General features: G+C 68.7%; 21 protein-coding genes and 3 pseudogenes. 11 read left to right on the top strand and 13 right to left on the bottom strand.

Annotated features, from left to right (window positions below):
• Positions 1 to 187: pseudogene (locus QZW52_RS08920) on the bottom strand (IS256 family transposase); the annotation flags it as partial.
• 110 nt (positions 188 to 297) lie between these two features.
• Positions 298 to 504: pseudogene (locus QZW52_RS08925) on the bottom strand (transposase); the annotation flags it as partial.
• Between the two features lie 305 nt (positions 505 to 809).
• Here QZW52_RS08925 and QZW52_RS08930 point away from each other — a divergent pair.
• Entirely contained in the window at positions 810 to 1952 is a 1143-nt protein-coding gene (locus QZW52_RS08930) for a pyridoxal-phosphate-dependent aminotransferase family protein (protein ID WP_293997537.1), read from the top strand.
• Between the two features lie 23 nt (positions 1953 to 1975).
• On the opposite strand, the gene QZW52_RS08935 is transcribed toward QZW52_RS08930, so the two are convergent.
• Together QZW52_RS08935 and QZW52_RS08940 are read right to left on the bottom strand one after the other, a co-directional pair.
• Entirely contained in the window at positions 1976 to 2389 is a 414-nt protein-coding gene (locus QZW52_RS08935) for a DUF6691 family protein (protein ID WP_293997539.1), read from the bottom strand.
• A gap of 43 nt (positions 2390 to 2432) precedes the next feature.
• Entirely contained in the window at positions 2433 to 2879 is a 447-nt protein-coding gene (locus QZW52_RS08940) for a YeeE/YedE family protein (RefSeq protein ID WP_293997541.1), read from the bottom strand.
• Between the two features lie 203 nt (positions 2880 to 3082).
• Here QZW52_RS08940 and QZW52_RS08945 point away from each other — a divergent pair, with 203 nt between their 5' ends.
• Positions 3083 to 3997, top strand: coding sequence for a GGDEF domain-containing protein (locus QZW52_RS08945; RefSeq protein WP_293997544.1), 915 nt, complete (start codon positions 3083 to 3085; stop codon positions 3995 to 3997).
• A 24-nt stretch (positions 3998 to 4021) separates the two neighbouring features.
• Here QZW52_RS08945 and QZW52_RS08950 read toward each other — a convergent pair.
• A pseudogene (locus QZW52_RS08950) lies at positions 4022 to 4996 on the bottom strand (NAD-dependent succinate-semialdehyde dehydrogenase); the annotation flags it as partial.
• A gap of 14 nt (positions 4997 to 5010) precedes the next feature.
• Positions 5011 to 5676, bottom strand: coding sequence for a CAP domain-containing protein (locus QZW52_RS08955; RefSeq protein WP_293997546.1), 666 nt, complete (start codon positions 5674 to 5676; stop codon positions 5011 to 5013).
• A 406-nt stretch (positions 5677 to 6082) separates the two neighbouring features.
• Here QZW52_RS08955 and QZW52_RS08960 point away from each other — a divergent pair, with 406 nt between their 5' ends.
• A complete protein-coding gene (locus tag QZW52_RS08960; protein ID WP_293997549.1) occupies positions 6083 to 7213 on the top strand; it encodes an acyltransferase family protein in 1131 nt (376 codons plus the stop codon).
• On the opposite strand, the gene QZW52_RS08965 is transcribed toward QZW52_RS08960, so the two are convergent.
• A complete protein-coding gene (locus QZW52_RS08965; protein ID WP_293997551.1) occupies positions 7156 to 7860 on the bottom strand; it encodes a TetR/AcrR family transcriptional regulator in 705 nt (234 codons plus the stop codon). The genes QZW52_RS08960 and QZW52_RS08965 overlap by 58 nt on opposite strands.
• Positions 7861 to 7930: 70 nt before the next feature.
• On the opposite strand from QZW52_RS08965, the gene QZW52_RS08970 reads away from it, so the two are divergent.
• The 6 genes from QZW52_RS08970 to QZW52_RS08995 are packed head-to-tail and all read left to right on the top strand — an operon-like array spanning position 7931 to position 16211.
• Positions 7931 to 9595, top strand: a complete 1665-nt coding sequence (locus QZW52_RS08970; RefSeq protein WP_293997553.1) for an AMP-binding protein — start codon at positions 7931 to 7933, stop codon at positions 9593 to 9595.
• Positions 9596 to 9641: 46 nt separating this feature from the next.
• Positions 9642 to 10814 carry an isovaleryl-CoA dehydrogenase gene (locus QZW52_RS08975; protein ID WP_293997555.1) on the top strand — a complete coding sequence of 391 codons (1173 nt, stop codon included), beginning with the start codon at positions 9642 to 9644 and terminating at the stop codon, positions 10812 to 10814.
• A 32-nt stretch (positions 10815 to 10846) separates the two neighbouring features.
• On the top strand, positions 10847 to 12454 hold the full coding sequence (locus QZW52_RS08980) for a carboxyl transferase domain-containing protein (RefSeq protein ID WP_293997558.1): 1608 nt from the start codon (positions 10847 to 10849) through the stop codon (positions 12452 to 12454).
• A 13-nt stretch (positions 12455 to 12467) separates the two neighbouring features.
• The gene (locus QZW52_RS08985; RefSeq protein WP_293997561.1) at positions 12468 to 13319 is read left to right on the top strand and encodes an enoyl-CoA hydratase/isomerase family protein; all 852 of its coding nucleotides are present in this window, start codon (positions 12468 to 12470) and stop codon (positions 13317 to 13319) included.
• 1 nt (position 13320) lies between these two features.
• The gene (locus QZW52_RS08990; RefSeq protein ID WP_293997563.1) at positions 13321 to 15309 is read left to right on the top strand and encodes an acetyl-CoA carboxylase biotin carboxylase subunit; all 1989 of its coding nucleotides are present in this window, start codon (positions 13321 to 13323) and stop codon (positions 15307 to 15309) included.
• A complete protein-coding gene (locus QZW52_RS08995; protein WP_293997566.1) occupies positions 15306 to 16211 on the top strand; it encodes a hydroxymethylglutaryl-CoA lyase in 906 nt (301 codons plus the stop codon). The genes QZW52_RS08990 and QZW52_RS08995 overlap by 4 nt, the downstream gene beginning before the upstream one ends.
• Positions 16212 to 16239: 28 nt before the next feature.
• Here the strand turns inward: QZW52_RS08995 and QZW52_RS09000 are convergent, their stop codons facing one another.
• From QZW52_RS09000 to selD, 4 genes are all read right to left on the bottom strand, one after another.
• Positions 16240 to 16986, bottom strand: a complete 747-nt coding sequence (locus QZW52_RS09000) for a septal ring lytic transglycosylase RlpA family protein (RefSeq protein ID WP_293997569.1) — start codon at positions 16984 to 16986, stop codon at positions 16240 to 16242.
• A 146-nt stretch (positions 16987 to 17132) separates the two neighbouring features.
• Positions 17133 to 17699 carry a DUF1415 domain-containing protein gene (locus QZW52_RS09005; protein ID WP_293997572.1) on the bottom strand — a complete coding sequence of 189 codons (567 nt, stop codon included), beginning with the start codon at positions 17697 to 17699 and terminating at the stop codon, positions 17133 to 17135.
• Entirely contained in the window at positions 17696 to 18373 is a 678-nt protein-coding gene (locus QZW52_RS09010; protein ID WP_293997574.1) for a riboflavin synthase subunit alpha, read from the bottom strand. The genes QZW52_RS09005 and QZW52_RS09010 overlap by 4 nt, the downstream gene beginning before the upstream one ends.
• Positions 18374 to 18418: 45 nt before the next feature.
• Positions 18419 to 19492, bottom strand: a complete 1074-nt coding sequence (gene selD, locus QZW52_RS09015; protein WP_293997576.1) for a selenide, water dikinase SelD — start codon at positions 19490 to 19492, stop codon at positions 18419 to 18421.
• 48 nt (positions 19493 to 19540) lie between these two features.
• Between selD and QZW52_RS09020 the strand changes: the two genes are divergently transcribed.
• Both QZW52_RS09020 and mnmH read left to right on the top strand, forming a co-directional pair.
• Positions 19541 to 21016: a hypothetical protein gene (locus tag QZW52_RS09020; protein WP_293997579.1), complete on the top strand. Its 1476-nt coding sequence runs from the start codon at positions 19541 to 19543 to the stop codon at positions 21014 to 21016.
• Positions 21013 to 22077, top strand: coding sequence for a tRNA 2-selenouridine(34) synthase MnmH (gene mnmH, locus QZW52_RS09025; RefSeq protein ID WP_293997581.1), 1065 nt, complete (start codon positions 21013 to 21015; stop codon positions 22075 to 22077). Before QZW52_RS09020 ends, mnmH begins: the two co-directional genes overlap by 4 nt.
• Here the strand turns inward: mnmH and QZW52_RS09030 are convergent.
• Together QZW52_RS09030 and gnd are read right to left on the bottom strand one after the other, a co-directional pair.
• A complete protein-coding gene (locus QZW52_RS09030) occupies positions 22061 to 23125 on the bottom strand; it encodes a carbonic anhydrase (RefSeq protein ID WP_293997584.1) in 1065 nt (354 codons plus the stop codon). The genes mnmH and QZW52_RS09030 overlap by 17 nt on opposite strands.
• A gap of 116 nt (positions 23126 to 23241) precedes the next feature.
• A complete protein-coding gene (gene gnd / locus QZW52_RS09035) occupies positions 23242 to 24675 on the bottom strand; it encodes a decarboxylating NADP(+)-dependent phosphogluconate dehydrogenase (protein ID WP_293997587.1) in 1434 nt (477 codons plus the stop codon).
• Positions 24676 to 24709: the final 34 nt, after the last annotated feature.

The raw sequence follows: 24709 nt of genomic DNA on the forward strand, positions 1-24709 counted from the left end.
GGTGGTGCGTCAGCTCCGCCCCCAGCGCCCGCTCGATCAGCGCCTTCTTGAACGCTTGCGAGGCCGCCATCACCGCCTCGGCGCTCATCGGCCCGGTCACGAAATGGTCGATCAGCTCGACGGGAACCTTCGGCAGATCCTTGCCCGGCGCGTCCGCCGCCTTCATCGTCTTCTTCATCCTTGGCATACAGGCTCCTTCTTCAGGAAGTCAGGTTATGCCTCGTACACAAAATTCCAGACAGGCTCGTCTCTGCACAGTCCATGCGGTTGGCGCCATCTTCTGCTAGAGCGTGTTATTGACTTCTTGGCCTGGCCACCCGTGTAGCCTTGGTCCGCCCACACCAGCTTGACCGTCTCGCCCGTGGCGCTCTGCACCGCCTCGCACAGCGCCTTGACCTGCGAACGTTCCTGCTCGTCGGCCGGCGTCACCGTCAGGGCCAGCAAGTTGCCCATCGTGTCCACCGCCATGTGGACCTTCGAGCCCATCTTGCGCTTGTAGCCGTCAACGTCAGGTAAGGCGCCACGAAGTTCCACTCTTCTTCGCTGATGTCGCTTGGGTACTGCTTTCTGTTCATGCCACCCATGTTGGGCTTCGTGCGCCGGACTCAATGGCGTAAGTCAATAACACGCTCTAAAACTATTGGCGTACTAGACCGCCAGTCTGCTGCCAGAACCCGCCCCGCTTCCGGGTCATTGCCAAGGCGCACCACCGATGCCTGTGGTTGAATGCCTGCTGTCACAGAAATGCATTTCCAAGCAGCATTTCCCGCAATCTCCCCCAGCATTCCCTACCTCCACGGAGCTGTCCCATGCCCGGTTTGTTGCCCCACGTCGATCCTGACGGCCTGCTCGAATACTCGGTCGTCTACACCGACCGCGCCCTCAACCACATGTCGCAACGCTTCCAGGGTGTCATGCGCGGGATCTCCGGCGTGCTCAAGGAAGCCTACAACGCCCGCTCGGCCTTCGTGGTGCCCGGCAGCGGCTCGTTCGGGATGGAGGCAGTCGCCCGCCAGTTCGCCACGCAGCAGCGTGTGCTCGTGCTGCGCAATGGCTGGTTCAGCTTCCGCTGGTCGCAGATCTTCGACATGGGCGGCATCCCGTCGGACACCCGTGTCCTCAAGGCCCGCCAGACCACCACCGGCGCACAGGCACCGTTTGCCCCGGCGCCGATCGAGGAAGTCGTCGCTACGATCGCCGAGTTCCGCCCCGGTGTCGTCTTCGCCCCGCACGTCGAAACCGCCAGCGGCATGGTCCTGCCGGATGCTTATCTGAAGGCCGTCGCGGACGCGGCCCACGCGGTCGGCGGGCTGTTCGTGCTCGACTGCATCGCCTCGGGGGCGATGTGGGTGGACATGGTCGAGACAGGGGTGGACGTGCTGATCAGCGCGCCGCAGAAGGGCTGGAGCGGCTCGCCGTGCGCTGCCTTCGTGATGCTGAGCGCACTGGCGCGCGCACGGATCGACGCCACCACCAGCACCAGCTTCGCCTGTGACCTGAAAAAGTGGCTCCAGGTCATGGAAACCTACGAAAACGGCGCCCACGTCTACCACACCACCATGCCCACCGATGCGCTGGCGCAGTGTCTCGTGGCCATGGAGGAAACGCGCGCCAGCGGCTTCGCCTACCTCAAGGCGCAGCAGGTGGAACTCGGCCTGCGGGTGCGGGCGCTGATGGAGCGGCGTGGCTTCCCGAGCGTGGCGGCGGCGGGCTTCCAGGCGCCGGGCGTGGTGGTGAGCTACACGACCGATCCGGAGCTGCAGTCGGCGAAGAAGTTCATCGCGCAGGGTTTGCAGACCGCCTCGGGCGTGCCGCTGCAGTGCGACGAGCCGGCGGAGTTCCGCAGCTTCCGCATCGGCCTGTTCGGGCTGGAGAAGCTCCACCACCTCGACCGCAGCGTCGCTGCCCTCGACGCGGCACTGGACCGCATCCTGGAGCCGGTCACGGTCTGACCCGCCGCGCTAGCGCACGACCGTCACGACCGGCGCCAGACCCGGTCGTGCAGCACCATGCCCACCAGCATGGCTGCCACGAACCAGGCGGCATCGCCCCATCCGGCCCCCAGCGCCACCAGCGCCGGGCCGGGACAAAAGCCCGCCAGCCCCCAGCCCGCGCCGAACAGCAGGCCGCCGATGACCAGCGGGGCGTCGATCCGGGTGGAGGTGGGCCAGTGCAGCGGCTCGCCCAGCCAGGTGGTGCTGCGGCGCTTCGCGATGGCGAACGCTGCCAGCCCGACGCCAACCGCCGCCCCCATCACCAGTGCAAGGCTCGGATCCCAGGCGCCTGCAAGGTCCAGAAAGGCTTGTACCTTGAGCGGCTGCGTCATGCCCGCCGCGATCAGCCCCAGCCCGAACACCACGCCCGCCAGCAGCGCGCATACAGACCGCATTGTCGAATTTGTCATGTCCAGCCCTTGGGTATGGATGCCAGCGTCACGCCAGCAGATGGCGCGTGAGCAGCACCGTGGCGAAGCCCGCCCCCATGAACGCCAGCACGTTCACCAGCGAGCGCCCCGACAGCCGGCTCAGTCCACAGACGCCGTGGCCGCTGGTGCAGCCGTTGCCCATGCGCGTGCCGAACCCGACGAGCAGGCCCGCGAGCACGGTGGTGCCGGCAGAGCTGTTCGACACCATCGGCGGCAGGGGGGCCCACAGCCGCCAGATCCACGGCGACAGCAGCAGCCCCAGCACGAACAGCAGCCGCACCGCGTGAACGCCCAGCGGCTTGCGCAGCAGCCAGGCCGACAGCGGCTCGGCCACGATGCCCGCGATGCCGGCAATGCGACCACTGCCCAGCAGGTAAAGCGCAGAGGCCACGCCGATCAGGGCGCCTCCGGTCAGCGCACTGCCCGGCGTGAAGTGAATCCAGTCGATGTTCATGTCCCCATGATACCCCATGGGGCATATGAGTGTGTGCGGAATGCCCGTGAACTAACGCCGAGGAACGGGAACACTGGCGCCGGATTCTTGGTGGGTTTGTGTGGATTTGTGTGGTTTTGCACGGTCTAACCATGCCAATTCCAGCGATGGTACAGGGACGTTTATTGCATGATTCCTCTACCACTTCAGAGCCAGAGCGATCCATGAGCGCGTCCATTTCCGTTCTCCATATCGGTGCCGACGCACCGCAGGCGTCCGACTCCCGCTTCGGCCGTTGCGTCTGGCGCCTGTGTCCGACACTGGATGCCGCCCAGGCGGCGCTGGCTGAATCCACGCCCGAGGCCATCCTGGTGTCGTGCGCGGACGAGGTGCAGGCGAAGGCTTTGCCGTTCTGGGCCGCGTGGACGCAGGCGGTGCTGGCGGCGGCGGTGGTGGTGCGCGTGCCGAAGCCGTCGCGCGAGCTGATGCTGCACTTGCTGCGGGCGGGTGTGCAGGATGTGTTGCCGGCCGAGCAGTCGGACGACGAATCGATCGGCCGCAGCCTGTGCCTGGCCATCGAGCGCAAGCGCCAGGAACAGGAGCTGCGCCGGGCGTGGTCGATCGACCTGGCCACGGGATTGCCGAACCGGGTGCAGTTGATGGAGCTGCTGCACCAGCTCTGTGCGCTGCGCGAGCGCGAGCCGGCGCCGATGGCCTTGCTCGTGCTGCGCGTCGAAGGGCTGGCGACAACCGAAGCGCGGCTGGGCGTGGCCGCGGCGCAGGCGTTGCGGCGCAAGCTGGCGGTGCGGCTGCGCAGCGGGTTGCGGGCCAGTGATGTCGTCTCGGCGCTGGCGCCGGATGCGTTCGCGGTGGTGCTGACCCGGCTGGAATCGGCCCAGGACGGCGACCGCGTGGCGCTCAAGCTGTCGCAGATGCTGCGAGAACCCTTCATGGTCAGCGCGCAGACGGCGGTGGTGACGGTCTCGACCGGGCTGGCGGTCTACCCTGCCGATGGACGCCAGCCTGACGAGATGCTCAAACGGGCGCTGTCTGCCGCCGCCGCGGGCCGTGGATTGGGCCGACAGGGTTTTTCCGACCGCACGGAGCGGGGCGCTGCGCCAGCAGCCAACGACGACTGAGGCCGCGCGCTGTCCGTGCGCCGGTCAGCGCAGGAGGTCGGCGATGCAGAGGTACTTGGTCTCGACATAGTCCTCGATGCCCTGGTGCGACCCCTCGCGGCCCAGGCCCGACTGCTTGATCCCGCCGAACGGCACCTCCGCCACCGAGATCAGCCCGGTGTTGATGCCGACCATGCCGTACTCCAGCGCCTCGCCGACGCGGAAGATGCGGCCGATGTCGCGGCTGTAGAAGTAGCTTGCCAGCCCGAATTCCGTGGCGTTGGCCAGCGCGATCACTTCGGCTTCGGTCTTGAAGCGGAACACGGGCGCCACCGGGCCGAAGGTTTCCTCGCGGGAGCAGCGCATGTCCGGCGTCACGTCCGCCAGCACGGTCGGGCTGTAGAACCGTTCGCCGATGCGCGTGCCGCCGACGACGACGCGGGCGCCCTTGGCCAGCGCATCGGCCACATGCGCTTCCACCTTGGCGATGGCCTGCGCGTCGATCATCGGACCTTGGTTCACCCCTGCCTCGAAGCCGTTGCCGACCTGGATGGCCACGGCCTTGGCCGCGAGCTTGTGGACGAACTGGTCGTACACGGCTTCCTGCACGTAGATCCGGTTCGCGCAGACGCAGGTCTGGCCGGCGTTGCGGTACTTGGAGACCATCGCGCCCTCGACGGCCGAGTCGATGTCGGCGTCGTCGAAGACGATGAAGGGCGCGTTGCCGCCGAGTTCGAGCGAGAGCTTCTTGAGGGTCGGGGCGCACTGACCCATCAGGATGCGGCCGACCTCGGTGGAGCCGGTGAAGCTCAGGTGGCGCACGGTGTCGGAGGCACACAGCACGTTGCCGATGGCGATCGAGGAGTCGGCGTCACCGGTGAGGATGTTGAGCACGCCGGGCGGCATGCCGGCGCGCTGGGCGAGTTCGGCGCAGGCCAGCGCGGACAGCGGCGTCTGCTCGGCCGGCTTGATGATGACCGGGCAGCCGGCGGCCAGCGCGGGGGCGACCTTGCGCGTGATTGAAGTGCAACACTTCAGCGCGGCTTGGCCAGCTCCATGACCCAATAGTTCGACCGGTTGACCGTGTTGTAGACACAGGCCACGGCGAACTCCTCCATCACCGGGTTCATCAGGTTGGCGCAGTGACCATCGCTGCCCATCCAGGCATCGACCACCCGCGACACCGTGGGCTGCCCGGCGGCAATGTTTTCGCCCACGCTGGCCCAGCCATAGCCCGTCGCGTTGATCCGCACGCTCACGGTGCTGCCGTTGCTGCCCGTGTGCGAAAAGAAGTTGTTCGTCACCATGTCGCGGGCGTGGGCCGTGGCAGCGTCGAACAGGGTGCCGTTCCAGCGCAGGCTGGCGGCGGCGGTGTAGGTGCCCCGGCTGCCGCAGGACTGCGCGCTGGCTCGGCGGCGGTTGACTTCGGCGACGACGGCGGCCTGGAAGGCGGTGATGCTGCAGGTGGTCGCGGCCGTCAGGTTGCCGCTCGATGCGGTGGACACGGCCGGCGTGCCGGCGGAGGTGCTGGCGCTGGGCGTGGCGGTACCGGCGGTGAGCACGGCGCTGGGCGTGACCTGCGCGGCTTCCTCGTCGCTGCCGACGATGCAACCACTCAGCAAGCTCCACAACAGTGTGGCGCCGATCCAGCGGGTGAAGTTACAACTGCCGAAAGTGAGAATACTGTTCTTGTGGGTCATGTCAGGTGGCCTCTTGGATGAAATTCATTCTGGGAGGTGGTCCCGCCCGGTGTCGATCGGTACGCCACGTATCCGGGGGGAGCGTGGCTTCCACACGCTTCAAAGCGCGGCTTCTGCACGCTGTCCCATGCCCGCAGCCCGTGTTCGTGGGGGCGGGTCTGGATCCGTCGTGCGGGCGTCGTTGGCGCACACGGGCACCCGAACTGCAATAAGTCGCAAGCAGTTGTCTGCATCGCGTTCGGTTCTGCTACAGGAGTCAGTGGGTGTCCGCGGGCATCCGTGCCTGACGGGCTGTCTGAGCGGCACCTGAAGTGATCGTTCTCGCATAACTTCCACGCAAGCGTCGCCCGCTAGGATGCCGCCGATGCAGTGTTCAACCCGGAACCCCCAAGGACCATCGCTGCCGATGGTCGATCTCGGCAAGGCGATTGCGTCCCAGCTCATCGTCTGGCACCACCTGGCGCTCTACGGACCCATGTCCGATGTCGTCGGCAACTTGGCGGGTGGCTGCATGGTGTGGCTGGTCAGCCATGCGCGGCTGGCGGTGCAGGTCTTCCTCGTGATCGGCGGGTTCCTCGCCGCCCGTGGCCTGCTGCCCACCCCGGATGCGCCGAACGGCGAGTTCCCCCGCGCCTTGCCCCGCACCCTGCTGCGCCGCCTGCAGCGGCTGATGCCGCCGTACTGCGTCGCCTTGCTGGCGGCGGTGTGGTGCGCGCTGTGTGCCCGCACGCTGATCGATTACCCGACCATCCCGGACGCACCGACCACCTGGCAGTTCATCGCCAACGCACTGATGCTGCAGGACGTGCTGGAGGAGAACGCGCTGTCGGCCGGTGTCTGGTACATCGCGATCGACGCGCAGCTCTACGCGGTGCTGGCGCTGCTGTGCGCGGTGCGGGTCTGGTGGGGTGGGTCGGACGCCGAGCGGGGGCGCCTCACGGCGCTGACCGTGGTGCTGCTGACCGGCGCCTCGCTGCTGTGGTTCAACCGTGACCGCACGCTCGACGCCTGGGCGCCGTACTTCCTCGGCGCCTACGGGCTGGGCGTCCTGGCGCAGTGGGCGCGCGCGGCCCGGACGGCGCAGCGCCGGGCGCTGTGGACCGCGGCCATCGTGGTGCTGACCGTGCTGGCGCTGCTGGTGGAGTGGCGCAGCCGGCTGGCGCTGGCAGGTGGCGTGGCGCTGGTGCTGGCGCTGGATGTCGGCCGCGGCTGGCGCTGGCTGAACACGGGCCCCGTGCGCGAGGTGGTGGCCTTCCTGTCGCGCATCTCCTACACCGTGTTCCTGATGCACTACCCGGTCATTCTGGTGGTGGGCGCGGCGTTCTACCGCCTGTGGCCCAGTTCGCCGGGGATGAACTTGCTGGGGCTGGGGGTCGCCTGGGGCGTGAGCTTGCTGGCTGGCTGGTGGCTGCAGGAATCGCTGACACCCCGGCCGCAGACCGCCGCGCGTCCGGCGGGGCCTGCCGCCCACCGCGCGTTTCAGTCCGGCCCAGCGTCGGCCCTGCGCGCTTCGACCTCGAACGGGTTGTCCCAGTAAGGCACGCGCAAGGCCGACCACAACAGCGCCACCAGATCGGTCGCCACGGCGTCGATGTCGGTCGGCTTGTCCTGGGCGATCACTTCCCAGAGGATGTGCTCCATCGGCCCGAGCACCACCGAGCGCAGCAGCCGCAGCGGCACGTCCCGCCGGATCTCCCCGCTGGCCTGACCGCGGGCGAGCAGGTCCATCAGCGGCGCGGTGTAGCGGCGTTGCAGTGGCAAGAAGCTCTCGCCGAGAGCCTGCCCCTTCGAGCGGCCTTCGGACAGCACCAGCGCGCACAGCCCCGTCCCCTGCACGAGGAACAGCCGCAGGTGTGTCTCGACGAGGTAGTGCAACTGTGCCCGGATCGGCTGTGTGCGGGGCAGGCCGGCGTCCATCGTCGCGATGATCTCGTCGTACCAGTCGCTGATCACGGCCACGCACAGCGCCCGCTTGCCGTGGAAATACGTGAACACCGTCGCTTCGCTCACGCCCAGGCGCTGCGCGATCTCGGTGGTCGTGGCGCGCTCGTAGCCCTTCTCGGCCAAGACCTCGCGGCCCACCCGCAGCAGGTCGCGCACCCGCTGTTCGGACTTGGCACTGGCGGGCGCGCGGCGGCGGGCGGGCGGGACAGGCTGGGCGGTCGAAGGAGTTTCTGCGGGCATCTTGTCATCTTAGTGCGGGCGGGTGGATAATAATTGAGTGATACTCAACAATGAAGCGTGAGGAGACACCATGACCCCGTCAAGCGGATTCAGCCATGTGGCCGGCGCCACCGACCAGCCCTTGTCGGACCAGACCATTGCGCAGGCGCTGGCGCAGACCGTGGCCCGCTTCGGCGAGCGCGAGGCGGTGGTGTTCCGCGAGCAGGGCGTGCGCTGGACGTGGCGGCAGTTCTCGGCGGAAGTCGATCGGCTGGCGGCGGGGCTGCACGCGCTGGGCCTGCGGCGCGGCGAGCGTCTGGGCATCTGGTCGCCGAACCGCGTCGAGTGGCTCGTCACGCAGTTCGCCACGGCGCGGCTGGGGGTGGTACTCGTCAACATCAATCCGGCATACCGGCTGGCGGAGCTGGAATACGCGCTGCAGCTCTCCGGCTGCCGGGCGGTGATCGCGGCCGAGCGGCTGCGCACGGCGGACTATCTGGCGATGCTGCAGACGGTGGCGCCGAAGCTGCCCGCGCTCGAATTCATCCTCCGCATGGGCGACGGCGAGACGCCTGGGATGCTGCGCTACGCCGACGTGCTGGCGGCGCCGGAGGCGGTCGATGTGGCGGCGCTGGACGCGATCGAGGCCACGCTCGGCTGCCATGACCCGATCAACATCCAGTTCACCAGCGGCACCACCGGCCACCCCAAGGGCGCGACGCTGACGCACCACAACGTCGTCAACAACGCCATCGCGGTCGCGGCGGCGATGCGCTTGACCGAGGCCGACAAGCTCTGCATTCCCGTGCCGCTGTACCACTGCTTCGGCATGGTGCTGGCGGTGCTGGCCTGCGTGGCGAGCGGGGCGGCGATGGTGTTTCCGGGGGAGGTGTTCGATGCGGGCGCGACGCTGGCCGCTGTGTCCGAGGAAGGCTGCACCGCGCTGCACGGCGTGCCGACGATGTTCATCGCCGAACTGGACCACCCGGATTTCGCCACGTTCGACCTGAGCCGACTGCGCACCGGGATCATGGCCGGCTCGCCGTGCCCGATCGAGACGATGAAGAAGGTCATCGCGCAGATGCACCTCGCCGAGATCACCATCGCCTACGGCATGACCGAGACCAGCCCGGTGTCGTTCCAGAGCAGCTTTGATGACCCGCTCGACCGCCGCGTGACCACGGTGGGCCGCGTGCAGCCGCACGTCGAGGCCAAGGTGGTCGATGCCGAGTTCCACACCGTCCCGGTCGGCACGCCGGGCGAGCTGTGGACCCGCGGCTACCTCGTGATGCAAGGCTACTGGGGCGATGAAGCCAAGACCCGCGAAGCCATCGTCGAAGGCGGCTGGATGCGCACCGGCGACTTGGCCACGATCGACGCCGAGGGCTACTGCAACATCGTCGGCCGCGTGAAGGACATGCTCATCCGCGGCGGCGAGAACGTCTATCCCCGCGAGGTCGAGGAGTTCCTGTTCCGTCACCCGAAGGTGCAGTCGGTGCAGGTCTTCGGCGTGCCGGACGCGAAGTACGGCGAGGAGGTCTGCGCCTGGATCGTGCTGCGGCCGGGCGAAACCTGCACCACCGACGAGATCCAGCTTTTCTGCCGCGACCAGATCGCCCACTACAAGGTGCCGCGCCACATCCGCTTCGTGGACGCCGCCGAGATGCCCATGACCATCACCGGCAAGGTGCAGAAGTTCGTCATGCGCCGCGCCATGACCGAAGCACTGCAACGTGCTGAACACAAGACCGCCTGAGCACGACCGCCTGAGCACAACCGTCCCGCCTGACCAGGAAATCACCATGTTCGAATCCACCTTCCAGTTCCCCCTCGGCGACGACGTGGCCGCCCTGCGCGACGCCGTGCGCGACTTCAGCCAGCACGAGATCGCCCCGCGTGCCGCCGACATCGACCGCGACAACCTCTTTCCGCACGCGCTGTGGAAGAAGCTCGGCGACCTCGGCGTCCACGGCCTCACCGTGGCCGAGGAATACGGCGGCACCGGCATGGGCTACGTCGCCCACATGGTCGCGATGGAGGAGATCAGCCGCGCCAGTGCCTCGGTCGGCCTGAGCTACGGCGCGCACTCCAACCTGTGCGTCAACCAGATCAACCGCAACGGCACCGACGCCCAGAAGCGCAAGTACCTGCCCAAGCTCATCAGCGGCGAGCACATCGGCGCGCTGGCGATGAGCGAGCCGGGCGCCGGTTCCGACGTGGTCAGCATGAAGCTCAAGGCGGAGAAACGCGGCGACCGCTACGTGCTCAATGGCTCGAAGATGTGGATCACCAACGGCGGCGACGCCGACACGCTGGTCGTCTACGCCAAGACCGAGCCGGAGATGGGCGCCCGCGGCATGACGGCCTTCATCGTCGAAAAGGGCATGGCCGGCTTCACGCACGGCCACCACCTCGACAAGCTCGGCATGCGCGGCTCGAACACCTGGCCGCTGTTCTTCGACCACTGCGAGGTGCCGGAAGAAAACGTGCTCGGCGGCGAAGGCAACGGCGCCAAGGTGCTGATGTCGGGACTCGATTTCGAGCGCATCGTGCTGTCGGGCGGGCCGCTGGGGATCATGGCGGCGTGCCTGGACGTGGTGGTGCCGTTTGTGCATGAGCGCAAGCAGTTCGGGCAGTCGATCGGCGAGTTCCAGCTCATGCAGGGCAAGCTGGCCGACATGTATTCCACGTTCCAGGCGTGCCGCGCTTACGGCTACGCGGTGGCCGGCGCCTGCGACCGCGGCGACCACAGCCGCACGCTGCGCAAGGACGCGGCCGGCGTGATCCTCTACACGGCGGAAAAGGCAACGTGGATGGCGGGCGAGGCGATCCAGGCGCTGGGCGGTGTCGGCTACACCAACGAATACCCCGTCGGCCGCCTCTGGCGCGACGCCAAGCTTTACGAGATTGGCGCGGGCACCAGCGAGATTCGCCGGATGCTGATCGGCCGCGAGCTGTTCAACGAAACCTGCTGAACGTCACCAGCCAAAAGCCGAGCGACCACGCCATGCAAGCCCTTCAAAGCAAGATCAACCCGCGCTCGGACGACTTCCGTGCCAACGCGGCCCACATGAAAGCCCTGGTCGAGGATCTGCGGGTGCAGGCGGCCAAGGTCGCACTCGGCGGCGGCGAGTCGGCCCGCGCCAAGCACACCGCCCGCGGCAAGCTGCTGCCCCGCGAGCGCGTGAACCAGTTGCTCGACCCAGGGACGCCGTTTCTGGAAGTCGGCCAGCTCGCCGCGTTCGGCCTGTACGACAACGACGCGCCGGCGGCCGGCGTGATCACCGGCGTGGGCCGCGTGCAGGGCGTCGAATGCATGATCGTCGCCAACGACGCGACGGTGAAGGGCGGCACCTACTACCCGATGACGGTCAAGAAGCACCTGCGCGCGCAGGAGATCGCGATGCAGAACCACCTGCCGTGCATCTACCTCGTCGATTCGGGCGGTGCCTTTCTGCCCAAGCAGGATGAGGTGTTTCCCGACCGTGACCACTTCGGCCGCATCTTCTTCAACCAGGCCACGATGTCGGCGATGGGCATCGCGCAGATCGCCGTCGTCATGGGTTCCTGCACGGCGGGCGGCGCCTACGTGCCGGCGATGAGCGACGAGACGATCATCGTCAAGAACCAGGGCACGATCTTCCTCGGCGGCCCGCCGCTGGTGAAGGCGGCGACCGGCGAAATCGTCAGCGCGGAAGACCTGGGTGGCGGCGATGTCCACACCCGCGTTTCCGGCGTGGCCGATCACCTGGCCGAGAACGACAGCCACGCGCTGTTCATCTGCCGCCGCATCGTCGCGAACCTGAACCGCCGCAAGCCGTCGCAGCTCGTGCTCGCCCCGAGCGAGGCGCCGCTGTACGACCCGGAGGAGATCTACGGCATCGTCTCGGCCGACCCGCGCAAGCCCTACGACGTGCGCGAGGTCATCGCCCGCGTGGTGGACGGCTCGCGCTTCGACGAGTTCAAGGCCCGCTACGGCACGACGCTGATCACCGGCTTTGCGCAGCTTTACGGCATGCCGATCGGGATCATCGCCAACAACGGCATCCTGTTCGGCGAGTCGGCGCAGAAGGGCGCGCACTTCATCGAACTCTGTGCGCAGCGCGGCATCCCGCTGGTCTTCCTGCAGAACATCACCGGCTTCATGGTGGGCCGCAAGGTCGAGAGCGCCGGCATCGCCAAGGACGGCGCCAAGATGGTCACGGCGGTCGCCACGGCGCAGGTGCCCAAGCTCACGGTGCTGATCGGCGGTTCGTTCGGCGCGGGCAACTACGGCATGTGCGGCCGGGCGTATTCGCCGCGTTTCCTGTGGATGTGGCCGAACTCGCGGATCAGCGTGATGGGCGGCGAACAGGCCGCCAGCGTGCTCGCCACCGTCAAGCGCGATGGCATCGAGGCCAAGGGCGGCGCGTGGTCGGTGGACGACGAAGCGGCGTTCAAGGCGCCGATCCGCCAGCAGTACGAGGACCAGGGCCACCCGTACTACGCGACGGCCCGCCTGTGGGACGACGGCGTGGTCGATCCGGCACAGACGCGGCGCACGCTCGGGCTGTCGCTGTCGGCGTCGCTGAACGCGCCGATCCAGCCGACGAAGTTCGGCGTGTTCCGCATGTGAGCCGGGGGACACCATGACCGATGCACTTTCAAGCTTGCACACCCTGCGCGTCGAACACCGGGGTGAACCCGGCCGCGCCGTCGCCTGGGTCTGGATGGCGAAACCCGCTGTCCACAACGCCTTCGACGAAACCTTGATCGCCGAGCTGACCGCCACGCTGCTGGCGCTGGACGCGGACCCCGCCGTGCGCGTGATCGTGCTGGCGGGCGAGGGCAAGAGCTTCTCGGCGGGCGCTGATCTGGCGTGGATGCAGCGTCAAGGCGCGGCGAGCGTGGACGAAAACCTCGCCGACGCCCGCCGCCTCGCAGCGCTGTTCCGCACGCTGTCCACGCTCGCCAAGCCGACGATTGCGCGTGTCCACGGCGCGGCGCTCGGTGGCGGCATGGGGCTGGCCGCCGCCTGCGACATTTGCGTGGCGACCGACCGGGCCGTGTTCGCGACCTCCGAGGTCAAGTTCGGGATCATCCCGTCCGCCATCAGCCCCTACGTGATCCGCGCCATCGGCGAGCGGCAGGCGTACCGCTATTTCCAGACGGCCGAGCGCATCTCCGCCGCCCGCGCCCGCGAGATCGGCTTGGTCCACGAAGTCACCGGCAGCGCCGACCCTGCCGCGCTGGATGCGCAGATCCAAGCGATCGTCGAGGCGCTGCTCACGGGTGGCCCTAACGCGCAGGCCGCTGCCACCGACCTGATCCGCGCCGTGGCGAACCAGCCTGTGACCGATGCCGTGGTGGACGACACCGCCCGCCGCATCGCCACGCTGCGCAGCACACCGGAAGCCCGCGAGGGTCTGAGCGCCTTTCTGGAAAAACGCCCGCCCGCCTGGATGACCTCCACGCCTGCACCGAACCCCACGGGACACTGACATGTTCACCAAGATCCTGATCGCCAACCGCGGCGAGATCGCCTGCCGCGTCATCAAGACGGCGCGGCGCATGGGCATCGCGACCGTCGCGGTGTACTCCGAAGCCGACGCCAACGCCCGCCACGTCCGCATGGCCGATGAGGCTGTGCTGATCGGCCCGCCGGCTGCGCGTGAAAGCTACTTGCGCGCCGACAAGATCCTGGAAGTCGCCCGCGCCACGGGCGCGCAGGCCGTGCATCCCGGCTACGGCTTCCTGTCCGAGAACGACGCCTTCGCCGACGCCTGCGCTGCCGCCGGCATCGTCTTCATCGGCCCGCCCGCCTCGGCGATCCGGGCGATGGGCAGCAAGTCCGCGGCCAAGGCGCTGATGGACAAGGCCGGCGTGCCACTGACACCGGGCTACCACGGTGATCGGCAAGAACCGGCTTTCCTCGCCGAACAGGCCGCCAACATCGGCTATCCGGTGCTGATCAAGGCCAGCGCAGGCGGCGGTGGCAAGGGCATGCGCCGTGTCGATCGCGCCGAGGACTTCGAGGCTGCGCTCGCCTCGTGCCAGCGCGAAGCGATCAACGCGTTCGGTGATCAGCATGTGCTGGTCGAGAAGTACGTGCTCCGGCCGCGCCACATCGAGATCCAGGTCTTCGGCGACACGCAAGGCGACTGCGTCTACCTGTTCGAGCGCGACTGCTCGGTGCAGCGCCGCCACCAGAAGGTGCTGGAGGAAGCCCCCGCCCCCGGCATGACCCCCGAGCGCCGCGCCGCGATGGGCCAGGCGGCGGTGGAGGCGGCCAAGGCGGTCGGCTACGTCGGCGCGGGCACGGTCGAGTTCATCGCCAACCAGGACGGTAGCTTCTACTTCATGGAGATGAACACCCGGCTCCAGGTCGAGCACCCCGTCACCGAGATGATCACCGGGCTGGATCTCGTGGAATGGCAACTGCGCGTCGCGTCCGGCGAGCCGCTGCCGCTGCGCCAGGAACAGCTCACGCTCGACGGCCACGCGCTGGAGGCCCGCATCTACGCGGAAGACCCGGACCGCGGCTTCCTGCCATCCACCGGCCGCCTCGTGCATCTGGTGCCACCGGCCGAGAGCGACCATGTGCGCGTCGATACCGGCGTCGAGCAGGGCGACGAGATCTCGCCGCACTACGACCCGATGATCGCCAAGCTGATCGTCTGGGACCGCGACCGGCCGCGGGCGCTGGCGCGGATGCGGGCGGCGCTGGCGCAGTACCGCGTGGTGGGCGTGTCGAACAACGTCGAGTTTCTGCAGCGGCTGGTGACGGCGCCCGCGTTTGCCAACGCCGACCTGGACACCGCGCTGATCGAGCGGGAAAACGCCGTGCTGTTCCCCGCGCCGCAGCCGGTACCGCAGGCGGTCTGGGCCTTGGCCGCGCTGGCCGAACTGCAGCGCGAGGGGCAGGGCGTGCGCGACGACTCGCCGTGGTCGGTGCTCGACGGCTGGCGGCTGAACTCGACCGCACAGCGCACGCTGACGCTGCGCTTCGGTGACGAGGTGCAGCCGGTCGGCGTGGCCTACGTCAGCGGCGGTCAAGGCCATGCGCTGACGATCGGTGGCCAGTCGCTGCTCGTGCGCGGCCAGTTCGGCCCGAGTGGCACGGTCCATGCGCAGCTCGGCGAGCGCCGTGTCAGCGCGGCGGTGGTCACCAGCGGCGAGCGGCGGCAGGTGTTCTTCGAGGGCCGTTCGTGGCCGATCACGGTCGTGGGTGCGCTCAGTGCGGGCGGCGGCGGCGATGACCATGCGGGCGGCCTGAAAGCGCCGATGCCCGGCAAGGTGATCGCGCTGATCGCGGCGGTTGGCAGCGTGGTCGAGAAGGGCGCCCCGCTGCTGGTGCTCGAAGCCATGAAGATGGAGCACACCATCAGCGCGCCCGCCAAGGGGCTGGTGAAGGGGTTCCATTTCGCGGCCGGCGATCAGGTCACGGACGGCGTGGAGCTGGTGGATTTCGACGTCGAGGTGCAGCCATGAACCACGTCCGCATCGTCGAGGTCGGCCCGCGTGACGGCCTGCAAAACGAAAAGCAGCTCATCCCCACCGAGACCAAGCTGGCGCTGATCCGCAAGCTCGCCGCCGCCGGGCTGAGGGACATCGAGGCGACCTCGTTCGTCTCGCCGAAGTGGGTGCCGCAGATGGCCGACCACGCCGAGGTGATGGCCGGCTTGCCATCGCAGGCCGAGTTTCCCGGCGTGAACTACCCGGTGCTGACCCCGAACCTGAAGGGCTTCGAGGCGGCGGTCGCGGCCGGTGCGCGGGAGGTGGCGGTGTTCGCGGCGGCCTCCGAGGCGTTCTCGCAGAAGAACATCAACTGCTCGGTCACCGAGTCCATCGCCCGCTTCGCACCGATCATGGCCGCTGCGCAGGTGGCGGGCGTGCGCGTGCGGGGCTACATCTCGTGCGTGGTCGGTTGTCCCTACGAGGGGGCGATCGCGCCGCAGGCTGTCGCCGACGTGGCGTGGCGGCTGCGGGATCTCGGCTGCTACGAGGTTTCTCTGGGCGACACGATCGGCATCGGCAACCCGGCCACCGTCGGGCGGATGCTGGAGGCGGTGGCGGCGCGGGTGCCGATGGGGCAGCTCGCCGGCCACTTTCACGACACCTATGGCATGGGCGCGGCCAACGTCTATGCCAGCTACCAGATGGGCGTGCGGGTGTTCGACAGTTCGGTGGCCGGGCTGGGCGGCTGTCCGTATGCCAAGGGCGCGACCGGCAACGTCGCCACCGAAGACCTCGTGTGGCTGCTGCACGGCCTGGGCGCGCAGACGGGCGTGGATCTGGATGCGCTGGTCGATTGCGGCGCCTGGATCAGCGCGGAACTCGGGCGGGCATCGGGTTCTCGGGTGGCGCGGGCGATGCTGGCACGGCGCGGGTGACGCCTGCTTGAAGTGCGGCGGTGGCGCTTCAGCGGATCTTCGGCTTGGCGTCCTTGTCCTGCTTGCCGCCGGCGTTGGGCAGGACATGGAGCGTGGCTTCGGCGATGCCGGAGCGGATCATGTTGAGCTTTTCGGCCGCGGCGCGTGAGAGGTCCGCCACGCGCCCGCCGGTGAAGGGGCCACGGTCGTTCACCGTGACGACCACGCTGCGCTGGTTGGCGGTGTTGGTGATCATGACCTGCGTGCCGATGGGCAGCGTGCGGTGGGCCATGGTCATCTCGCCGGAATCGTAGGGTGCGCCGCTGGCAGTGGGGCGGCCGTTGAACTTGTCGGCGTAGAACGAGACGCGTCCGGTCTGGAACAGCGTGGCAGCGGCGTTGGCGGCGCTGACGGCCGTGCTGGTGGCGACGTTGGCGACGCTGAACACGGCGGCGGTGGCGGCCGTTGCGGCACCGACGGCGGCGTTGGTGGCGGTGCTGGCCGCGGTGACGGCGACGGTGGTGGCCATGTTCGCGGCGCTCGTGGCCACCGATGTGGCCGCACTGGCGACACGCTCGATCGGGCGCTCGACCAGCCGCTCGAAGTTCGATACCGGCGCCGCGGGGAGGGCCGCCGCTGCCGCCGAGGCCGCACGTTCGGCTGGCTCGGCCGCCACGCTCCGGACTACCTCACTGGCGGCCTGTTCCTCGGCCGCCTGGCTGGCAGGGGCTACCGCCACGAGCAGCGCAGCGAGCGTGAGACAGGCCAGTGGGGTTTTCGCGGTGCGTGGAATCAATGTCGATCTCCGTCCGAGGGTGATTGGGGGCGGAGTCTAACGGCATCTGCCGCCAGCGCAAAACAGGGAAAAGCCAGGGGGGTGGCGCGGCGGAGATCGGAATTTTTCAATTGCGGCGCGGACTTACGCCGCATGACCCCCAGCCGTCAGCGCGTGAACAGCCGCTTCCAGCCCGCGTGGCCGAGCGCCTGGAGCGTCTCGATGTTGCGCTCGTAGATGTCACCCGCGTCCGGGAAGGCGGCCACCGCCGCGTCGATGCTGTCCTCGCGCAGCAGGTGCAGCGTGGGGTAGGGCGCGCGGTTGCTGAAGTTCTCGATGTCGTCGATGTGGGTTTCGTCGAACTGGTAGTCGGGGTGGAAACTGGCGACCTGCAGGATGCCGTCGAGCTGCAATTCCTCCACTGCGGCGTCGGCCACGTCGAGGAACTCGTTGTAGTCCATGAAGTCGCCCAGCACCTGCGGGTGAATCAGCAGCGTGGTCTCGGTCTTCTCGGGCGGGGCTTCGGCCAGCGTTTCCAGCTCGCGCACGAGGTCGGCCAGCAGCGCGTCCGGCGTGGTCGCGGCGCTGACCACGTAGCGGATCTGGGCCTTCACATGCACCGCCTTGGCGAAGGGGCAGAGGTTCAGGCCGATGACGGCTTTTTCGAGCCACTCCACCGTGTCGGCGATGACCTGGGTGTCGTTCGGGAGGGCCGTGTCCTGGTGCGTGCTCATGCGTCGATCTCCACGCCGCGTTCGCGCAGCAGGTCTTTCAGGGCGGGCAGCAGCGGCCCGAGTTTTTCTTCCAGCGTGTCGCGCACGGTATCGACCAGCACCTGTGTCTGCCGCTCGATCTCGATGTTCAGCGCATCGCCCACCCGCTTGTTGCCGAACGTCGTCTGGCGCAGCGTCTCGGGGATCAGCCAGACCTCGAACCAGCCGGCACGCCGGTCGGCCTCGGCGATCGTCAGGCTCGCGCCGTTGATGGCGATGTAGCCCTTCGGGAACACGTAGCGCATCCACGGCGCCGGCACGCTGAGGCGCAGGACGTGGTTGTTCTCGGGCTGGCGGACCTCGGCGAGCGTGGCCTGGAAGTCGATGTGGCCGGACAGCGGGTGGCCGCCGATCTCCACGCCGTCGCGGGCGGCGCGCTCGACGTTGATCCGGCTGCCGACCTGCAGCGTGCCGAGCGTGGTGAGGTTGAGGCTCTGCAGCATCACGTCGAAGTCGGCGTGCAGGGCGTCGCGGTGCTGCGTGACTGTCAGGCAGGTGCCGTCGCAGGACACGCTGGCGCCGATGGCCTGGCCGTCGAGGAAGCCGGGCGGGAATGCGAGCGTGAAGGTGCGCAGGCCGGGGCGGTCGGTGAGGGCCGTGACGGTGGCGATGGATTGGACGATGCCGGTGAACATGGTGACTCGGTGTGTGGAGGGAGGGAAGTGGACGGTGTTCAGTGTTCAGACCACGGTGACGCGGGGCGCACCGACGGTCAGTTCACCCACGATGGCGGCCTCGCCGAACCCGGCGTCTCGGAACATCGCCAGCACCGCGTCCACCCCTTGCGGCGCGACGCTCACCAGCAGCCCGCCGCTCGTCTGCGGATCGGTCACCAGCGCCCGCTGCCAGTCCGGGAAGTCTTCGGGCAAGGTGACGCTGGCGCCGTAGCTGGCCCAATTGCGCGTCGAGGCGCCGGTCCAGATGCCGTTCTGCGCATGGCCCACCGCGCTGGCGATCAGCGGCAGCGCGTCCCAGCGCACTTCAGCCGCCAGCTTCGATCCCCGGCAGATCTCCAGCAGGTGCCCGGCCAGCCCGAAGCCGGTCACGTCGGTGATGGCATGCACGCTGTCCAGCCCGGCCAGGTCGGTGCCGACGCGGTTCAGCTTCGTCGTGTGGCGCAGCATCTCGGCGTAGCCGTCCGCGTCCAGCAAGCCCTTCTTCAGCGCCGCCGACAGCACGCCCACGCCCAGCGGCTTGCCCAGCACCAGCACGTCACCGGCCTGTGCATCGGCATTGCGGCGCACGCGCTTCGGATGGACAAGCCCCAGCGCCACCAGCCCGTAGATCGGCTCCACCACGTCGATCGAATGCCCGCCCGCGATCGGAATACCCGCCTCGCGGCAGACGCTGGCACCACCTTCGAGGATGCGGCCGATGACTTCGGGCGACAGCGTGTTGATCGGCATCCCGACGATGGCCAGCGCCATGATCGGCCTGCCGCCCATCGCGTAGACATCGGACAGCGCGTTGGTCGCGGCGATGCGGCCGAAGTCGAACGGGTCATCGACGATCGGGGTGAAGAAGTCGGTGGTCGCCACCAGCGCCTGCTCGTCGTTGAGGCGCCAGACGGCGGCGTCGTCGCTGGTCTCGATGCCGACCATCAGCTCGGGCGGGATCAGGCCGGGCGTGTTGCGCGAGAGGATGTCGCTGAGCACGCCCGGGGCGATCTTGCAGCCGCAGCCGCCGCCGTGGGCGAGCTGGGTCAGGGCGGGCGCAGTCTGGCGCGGCGTGGGGGTAACAGCAGGGGATGTCATGGCAGCGGTGAGGGACAATCGGCAATTCCGCATTCTGCCTGCCACGCCATGACCCATCCGATCCGCTGCGCCCTCGCTGCACTGCTGCTGCCGCTCCTCGCCGCCCCAGTCTCGGCGCAGGCAGCCACTGCCTTGCCCACCCCGGCGACCTTCCTCTACGGCTGGAACGTCCACCTCGCCGCGACGTACCAGTACGGCACGCTCCCTGCGCTGTCCGACCGCCTGGTCTCTTCCGGAGCGAACACCTACCGCGACGCCGAGGAATGGGCCTGGACCGATTACGGCCCCACCGCCGGCACCTTCCGCTACGGCGCCGACCTGAACGCCGCCGTCGCCCAGATCAGCGGCCGGCTGCAGCCCGCGGGGCTGATGGGCCTGCAGATCCTCGGCTTCGAGAACAACCTCTACTGGCAGCAGGCCACGCAGGACATCACCGCTAATCCCGCCGCCACCGGCTCGGTGTTCCAGACCTACGCCAAAGGTTTCCGCACCTACGCCCAGCAGCAGCTCGCCCGCCGACCCGGCCAGGGGCTGTACCAGATCGGCAACGAGTGGAACGGTGGCTTCCACCTGAACAGCGCCATGCCGAACTACACGCTGGCGCGCGACGGCGACACCTACGCCCGGCTCTACCTCTCCGTGGCCGCCGATCTGCGCACCCGCGCCCCGCAAGCCCGGCTCCTCACCGCAGGACTCGCGGACTGCGCGGCCAGCGCGACCTTGCCTTACGGCATGTGCTGGCCCTGGCTCATCGACCAGCTCGCCCACGTCCAGCGCCTGGGCGGCAACCTCCAGCTCATCGACGGCCTCGGCATCCACCCCTACGCCGACTACGACCCCCTGGCCATCCCCGAGCGGCTCTACAGCGGACTCGTCACCGGCCGGAACTGGCTCATGACGCAATCCCCCGCCTACGCCGCCGCCCCGAAGGATTTCTACCTCACCGAAACCGGCATCCCCAACACCACCTCCAGCGGCAAGGCCATCTCCGAATCGCTGCAGGCCGATTACCTGCAGCGCATGGCCTTGCTTTACCGCACGCTGCCGTACGTGAAGGGCGTGTGGTTCTACGAGTTCGCCAACCAGCCGCTCACCGGGCGCGAGGGCAGCTTCGGTGTCGTCACGGCCGCGCTGGTGGACAAGCCCGCCTTCGCACCGATGAAGGCCCTGGCGCCGCTGGTGATCCAGGGCACGAACTGGAAACTGGTCAGCGGCGACGTGAAAGTCACCGACTGGGCCAAGCGCCTGACCGACCAGTGGATTTCGTACCGCCCGACGAAGCTCTACACCGTCGAGTGCGACTACCTCGACCCGGCCGACGGCAAGTCCAAGCGCATCACCTCCTTCTGGGCGCCACAGGGCACGCTGCCCGTGACGGTGCAGACGGCGGGCACGACCGTGGCCCACCGCACGGCGTTTTCCGGTACCTCGACCACCCGCTCCGGCACCTTCGCACTGACGGCCACCAGCAGCCCGCAGTTCCTGATCCGCCCGGCCGGTGTCGGCACGGTGCTGCTGAAATGAGCCACAACCGACCCGTCGGCATCGACCAGATCCCCGCCTTCGACACCGTCATCGACGCCCGCTCGCCCGCCGAGTTCGCGCTCGACCACCTGCCCGGCGCCATCAACTGCCCCGTGCTCGACGACGAGGAGCGCCGCACCGTCGGCACGCTCTACAAGCAGCAAGGGGCGTTCGAGGCGCGGCGGGTGGGCGGGGCGATGGTCGCGGCCAACCTGGCGCGGCACCTGCGGGAACAGCTCGCCGACAAGCCGATCACCTGGCGCCCGCTGGTCTACTGCTGGCGTGGCGGGATGCGCAGCGGCTCGATGGTGCAGTGGCTGCGGCTGGTCGGCTGGGACGCACAGCAGCTTGCCGGTGGCTACAAACGCTTCCGCGGCCACGTCATCGCGCAGATCGAGGCGATCGCCCCGCAATTGCCGCTGCGGGTGCTGTGCGGCCCGACCGGCAGCGCCAAGACCGCGTTGCTGCACGCGCTGGCCGCGCAGGGCGCGCAGGTGCTGGACCTGGAGGGACTGGCGGTCCACAAGGGTTCGGTGCTCGGCAAGGTGCCGGACAGGCCGCAGCCCTCGCAGAAACGGTTCGAGACGCAACTCGCCGTGCAGTTGCAGGCGCTCGACCTGAGCCGCCCGGTCTACGTCGAGGCCGAGAGCCGCAGGATCGGCCAGATCTCGTTGCCGACGCCGCTGCTGGAGCGGCTGCGCGCGAGTCCGTGCATCGAGATCGTCGCGTCGCCGGAGGCGCGGCTGGCTTACCTGCTGCGCGACTACGCCTACCTGGGCGACGACGGCCCGCGGCTGGCGGACACGCTCGGCCAGTTGCACGGGCTGCAGGCGAACGAGACGATCGCGCGCTGGCAGGCGTGGGCGCTGGCGGGGGCACTCGGCCCGCTGTTCGGCGAGCTGATGGCGCTGCACTACGACCCGCTGTACACGCGGTCGCAGAACGGCAATTACCTGCGCCTGAAGGAGTCTGCCCAGGTGAACGCGGACTCGCTGGACGAGGCCGCGCTGGTGGCACTGGCGACCGAGATCGCCCAGTGCGCACTCAGTTCGATTCCTTGACCATCCGGCCGCTGGCCTGCTGGATCGGACGGGCGTTCATCGGGTAGAGCCGGCTGAACACCGCGAGCTGGTCGGCCGAGAGCTGCGCCGGCTGCTTCAGCACCAGCCACAGCACGCCCTCGCTGCACGGCGGCGTGGTCAGCGAACCCATGTAGGTGTAGTAGCGGCGGTCCTCCGGCAACAGCAGGTTCATGTCGATCGGCACCGGCGACGGCAGCTCGTCGTTCTTCTCCAGCGGCAGGCTGTTCCACACGAGCTGCACCATCGGGTGCTGTTTCCCTTGGTCCATCAGCACGGCGACCACCGCCAGCCGCCCCTCGGGATCCTTGTGGACCAGGTGGGCGACCATCTCGAACTGCTTGCCGTTGATGCGCTCTTCCGACGGCCGGTGGAAATGGAACTGCACCAGGTCATAGCGCCGGCCGCCGACCTCGATGCTGTTGCCCAGCCCGAGATTGGCCTGCACCGTGTGGCCGTTGTCCAGCACGTTGAAGCCGGTCGGGCGGTAGCTGAACTTGATCGGCTCCAGCTCGACCTTGATGCCGCCCCGGATGTCGATGGGGCTTTGGCGCTGGCCGGTGGAGCAGGTCGAGAAATCGGGGCGCAGCTTGGCCCACTCCGCCGGGCCGCCTTCGCCGCCGTAGGACCAGTGCGCGGCGTGGGTGGCCGCATGGGCGGGCGTGGCGGGCGCTTCGGGTGCGGCGCCCTGCGGCTGGCTGACGATGCCCATGGCCAGTGCGGGTGCGGCGCGCTGGGCGGCGCGGGCCGTGCGGTGGGCGCGGCTGGGGGGGAGTCCCTGCACCTGCGCCTGGGCGGCGCGCACGGTGGCGATGCGCTCTTGCAAGCGGCGCTGCAGCTCGTCGGCGGGCGCTGCCACTGGTGCTGCCGCTGCCACTGGTGCTGCCACGGCGGCAGGCTTGGCGGGGGCGGCGTGGCCGCCGTCGTTCGCGTGGGCGCCGGGGCTGGCCAGGAACGCTGACAGCAAGGCTGCGGCCAAAGCGGCCGAATGCAGCGGACGGGAAGGGTGTGCGGGGGCGGTGCGGACCATGGTGACTCCGGCTAGGGGTTTGCGCAGTTTTCGACTTCCGCCCCGCGGACTTGAATCCCGCACGCCCCCGCCCCGTCAGCCACCGGCCAGCACCGGCCCGAAACCGTTCACATTCGTCAACCCACCACGTCCGGCCACACCGTGTGGAACCACTGCCCCGCCGGCTTGTCGGTGCGCTCGTAGGTGTGTGCGCCGAAGAAATCGCGCTGCGCCTGCAGCAGATTGGCCGGCAGCCGGGCGGTGCGCAGGCTGTCGTAGTAGCCCAGCGACGCGCCCATCGCCGGCACCGGGATGCCCTGCGTCACCGCGTGCGCCACCACCTCGCGCCACGCCTGCTGCGTGCGGTTGAGCAACCCGGCGAAGTAGGGCGCCAGCATCAGGTGCGGCAGATCGGGTTGCGCCTGGTAGGCCGCGGTGATGTGGTTGAGGAAGCGTGCCCGGATGATGCAGCCCCCGCGCCAGATCGCCGCCAGCCCGCCCAGGTCGATGTCCCAGCCTTTGTGCGCGCTCATGCTCTTGACGAGGTCCAGTCCCTGCGCGTAGCTGATGACCTTGGCGGCGTAGAGCGCGTCGTGGATCTTGGCCACCAGCGCGTCGCGTGTGGCCAGGTCGCCGGTCCAGGCGGTGGTCGGGCCTTGCAGAATCTGGCTGGCAGCGACGCGCTGCGCCTTCTGCGACGACAGCACACGGGCTTCCACGGCGGCGTTGATCGTGCTGATGACGACGGCCTGCTCCGCGCCGTTGACGATCGTCCACTGGCCCGTGCCCTTCTGACCGGCCTTGTCGAGGATGAGTTCGACGACGGGGCGGCCGGTCTCGGGGTCGATCTGCTCCAGCGCCTTGCCGGTGATCTGGATCAGGTAGCTCTGCAGTTCACCTTCGTTCCAGCGGTTGAAGACCTCGGCGATCTCCAGCGTGGCCATGCCCGCTGCCTGCATCAGGTGGTAGGCCTCGCAGATGAGCTGCATGTCGCCGTACTCGATGCCGTTGTGGATCATCTTGACGTAGTGGCCCGCGCCGCCCGGCCCGATGTGGCGCACGCAGGGCTGGCCTTCGGCGACCGCCGCGATGCTCTCGAAGATCGGCCGCATCACCGCCCAGGTGGACGCTGGCCCGCCCGGCATGATCGCCGGCCCCTTGCGCGCCCCTTCCTCGCCGCCCGAGACACCCGCACCGATGAAGCGCAGCCCCAGCGGCGTCAGCCATGCATCGCGGCGCTCGGTGTCGGTGTAGAGGCTGTTGCCGCCGTCGATCACGATGTCGTCGGCCTCCAGCAGCCCGATGAGCTGCTCGATCACCGTGTCCACGGCCGCCCCGGCCTTCACCATGATCATCACCTTGCGCGGGCGCGCCAGGCTCTGCACGAACTCGGCGAGGCTGTGCGTGGCGGTCAGGCGCTTGTCCGGGTGCTGCGCCACGAACGCGTCCGTGACCGCGTTGGTGCGGTTGTAGACGCTGACGTGGAAGCCGCGGCTTTCCACGTTGAGCACCAGGTTCTGGCCCATCACGGCCAGACCGATCAGGCCGAAATCGTTGAGCTTGTCTGTCATCACATCACTGCGGTAGGCTAAAGGCGCACAGCGT

The sequence above is a fragment of the Sphaerotilus sp. genome (assembly GCF_013299175.1).
Classification (GTDB): domain Bacteria; phylum Pseudomonadota; class Gammaproteobacteria; order Burkholderiales; family Burkholderiaceae_C; genus Sphaerotilus.

Bases quoted from the DNA above. Each gene is read 5' to 3' on its own strand.
- QZW52_RS08930 (WP_293997537.1), top strand. From the start codon at position 810: ATGCCCGGTTTGTTGCCCCACGTCGATCCTGACGGCCTGCTCGAATAC.
- QZW52_RS08935 (WP_293997539.1), bottom strand. From the start codon at position 2,389: ATGCGGTCTGTATGCGCGCTGCTGGCGGGCGTGGTGTTCGGGCTGGGG.
- QZW52_RS08940 (WP_293997541.1), bottom strand. From the start codon at position 2,879: ATGAACATCGACTGGATTCACTTCACGCCGGGCAGTGCGCTGACCGGA.
- QZW52_RS08945 (WP_293997544.1), top strand. From the start codon at position 3,083: ATGAGCGCGTCCATTTCCGTTCTCCATATCGGTGCCGACGCACCGCAG.
- QZW52_RS08955 (WP_293997546.1), bottom strand. From the start codon at position 5,676: ATGACCCACAAGAACAGTATTCTCACTTTCGGCAGTTGTAACTTCACC.
- QZW52_RS08960 (WP_293997549.1), top strand. From the start codon at position 6,083: ATGGTCGATCTCGGCAAGGCGATTGCGTCCCAGCTCATCGTCTGGCAC.
- QZW52_RS08965 (WP_293997551.1), bottom strand. From the start codon at position 7,860: ATGCCCGCAGAAACTCCTTCGACCGCCCAGCCTGTCCCGCCCGCCCGC.
- QZW52_RS08970 (WP_293997553.1), top strand. From the start codon at position 7,931: ATGACCCCGTCAAGCGGATTCAGCCATGTGGCCGGCGCCACCGACCAG.
- QZW52_RS08975 (WP_293997555.1), top strand. From the start codon at position 9,642: ATGTTCGAATCCACCTTCCAGTTCCCCCTCGGCGACGACGTGGCCGCC.
- QZW52_RS08980 (WP_293997558.1), top strand. From the start codon at position 10,847: ATGCAAGCCCTTCAAAGCAAGATCAACCCGCGCTCGGACGACTTCCGT.
- QZW52_RS08985 (WP_293997561.1), top strand. From the start codon at position 12,468: ATGACCGATGCACTTTCAAGCTTGCACACCCTGCGCGTCGAACACCGG.
- QZW52_RS08990 (WP_293997563.1), top strand. From the start codon at position 13,321: ATGTTCACCAAGATCCTGATCGCCAACCGCGGCGAGATCGCCTGCCGC.
- QZW52_RS08995 (WP_293997566.1), top strand. From the start codon at position 15,306: ATGAACCACGTCCGCATCGTCGAGGTCGGCCCGCGTGACGGCCTGCAA.
- QZW52_RS09005 (WP_293997572.1), bottom strand. From the start codon at position 17,699: ATGAGCACGCACCAGGACACGGCCCTCCCGAACGACACCCAGGTCATC.
- QZW52_RS09010 (WP_293997574.1), bottom strand. From the start codon at position 18,373: ATGTTCACCGGCATCGTCCAATCCATCGCCACCGTCACGGCCCTCACC.
- selD (WP_293997576.1), bottom strand. From the start codon at position 19,492: ATGACATCCCCTGCTGTTACCCCCACGCCGCGCCAGACTGCGCCCGCC.
- QZW52_RS09020 (WP_293997579.1), top strand. From the start codon at position 19,541: ATGACCCATCCGATCCGCTGCGCCCTCGCTGCACTGCTGCTGCCGCTC.
- mnmH (WP_293997581.1), top strand. From the start codon at position 21,013: ATGAGCCACAACCGACCCGTCGGCATCGACCAGATCCCCGCCTTCGAC.
- QZW52_RS09030 (WP_293997584.1), bottom strand. From the start codon at position 23,125: ATGGTCCGCACCGCCCCCGCACACCCTTCCCGTCCGCTGCATTCGGCC.
- gnd (WP_293997587.1), bottom strand. From the start codon at position 24,675: ATGACAGACAAGCTCAACGATTTCGGCCTGATCGGTCTGGCCGTGATG.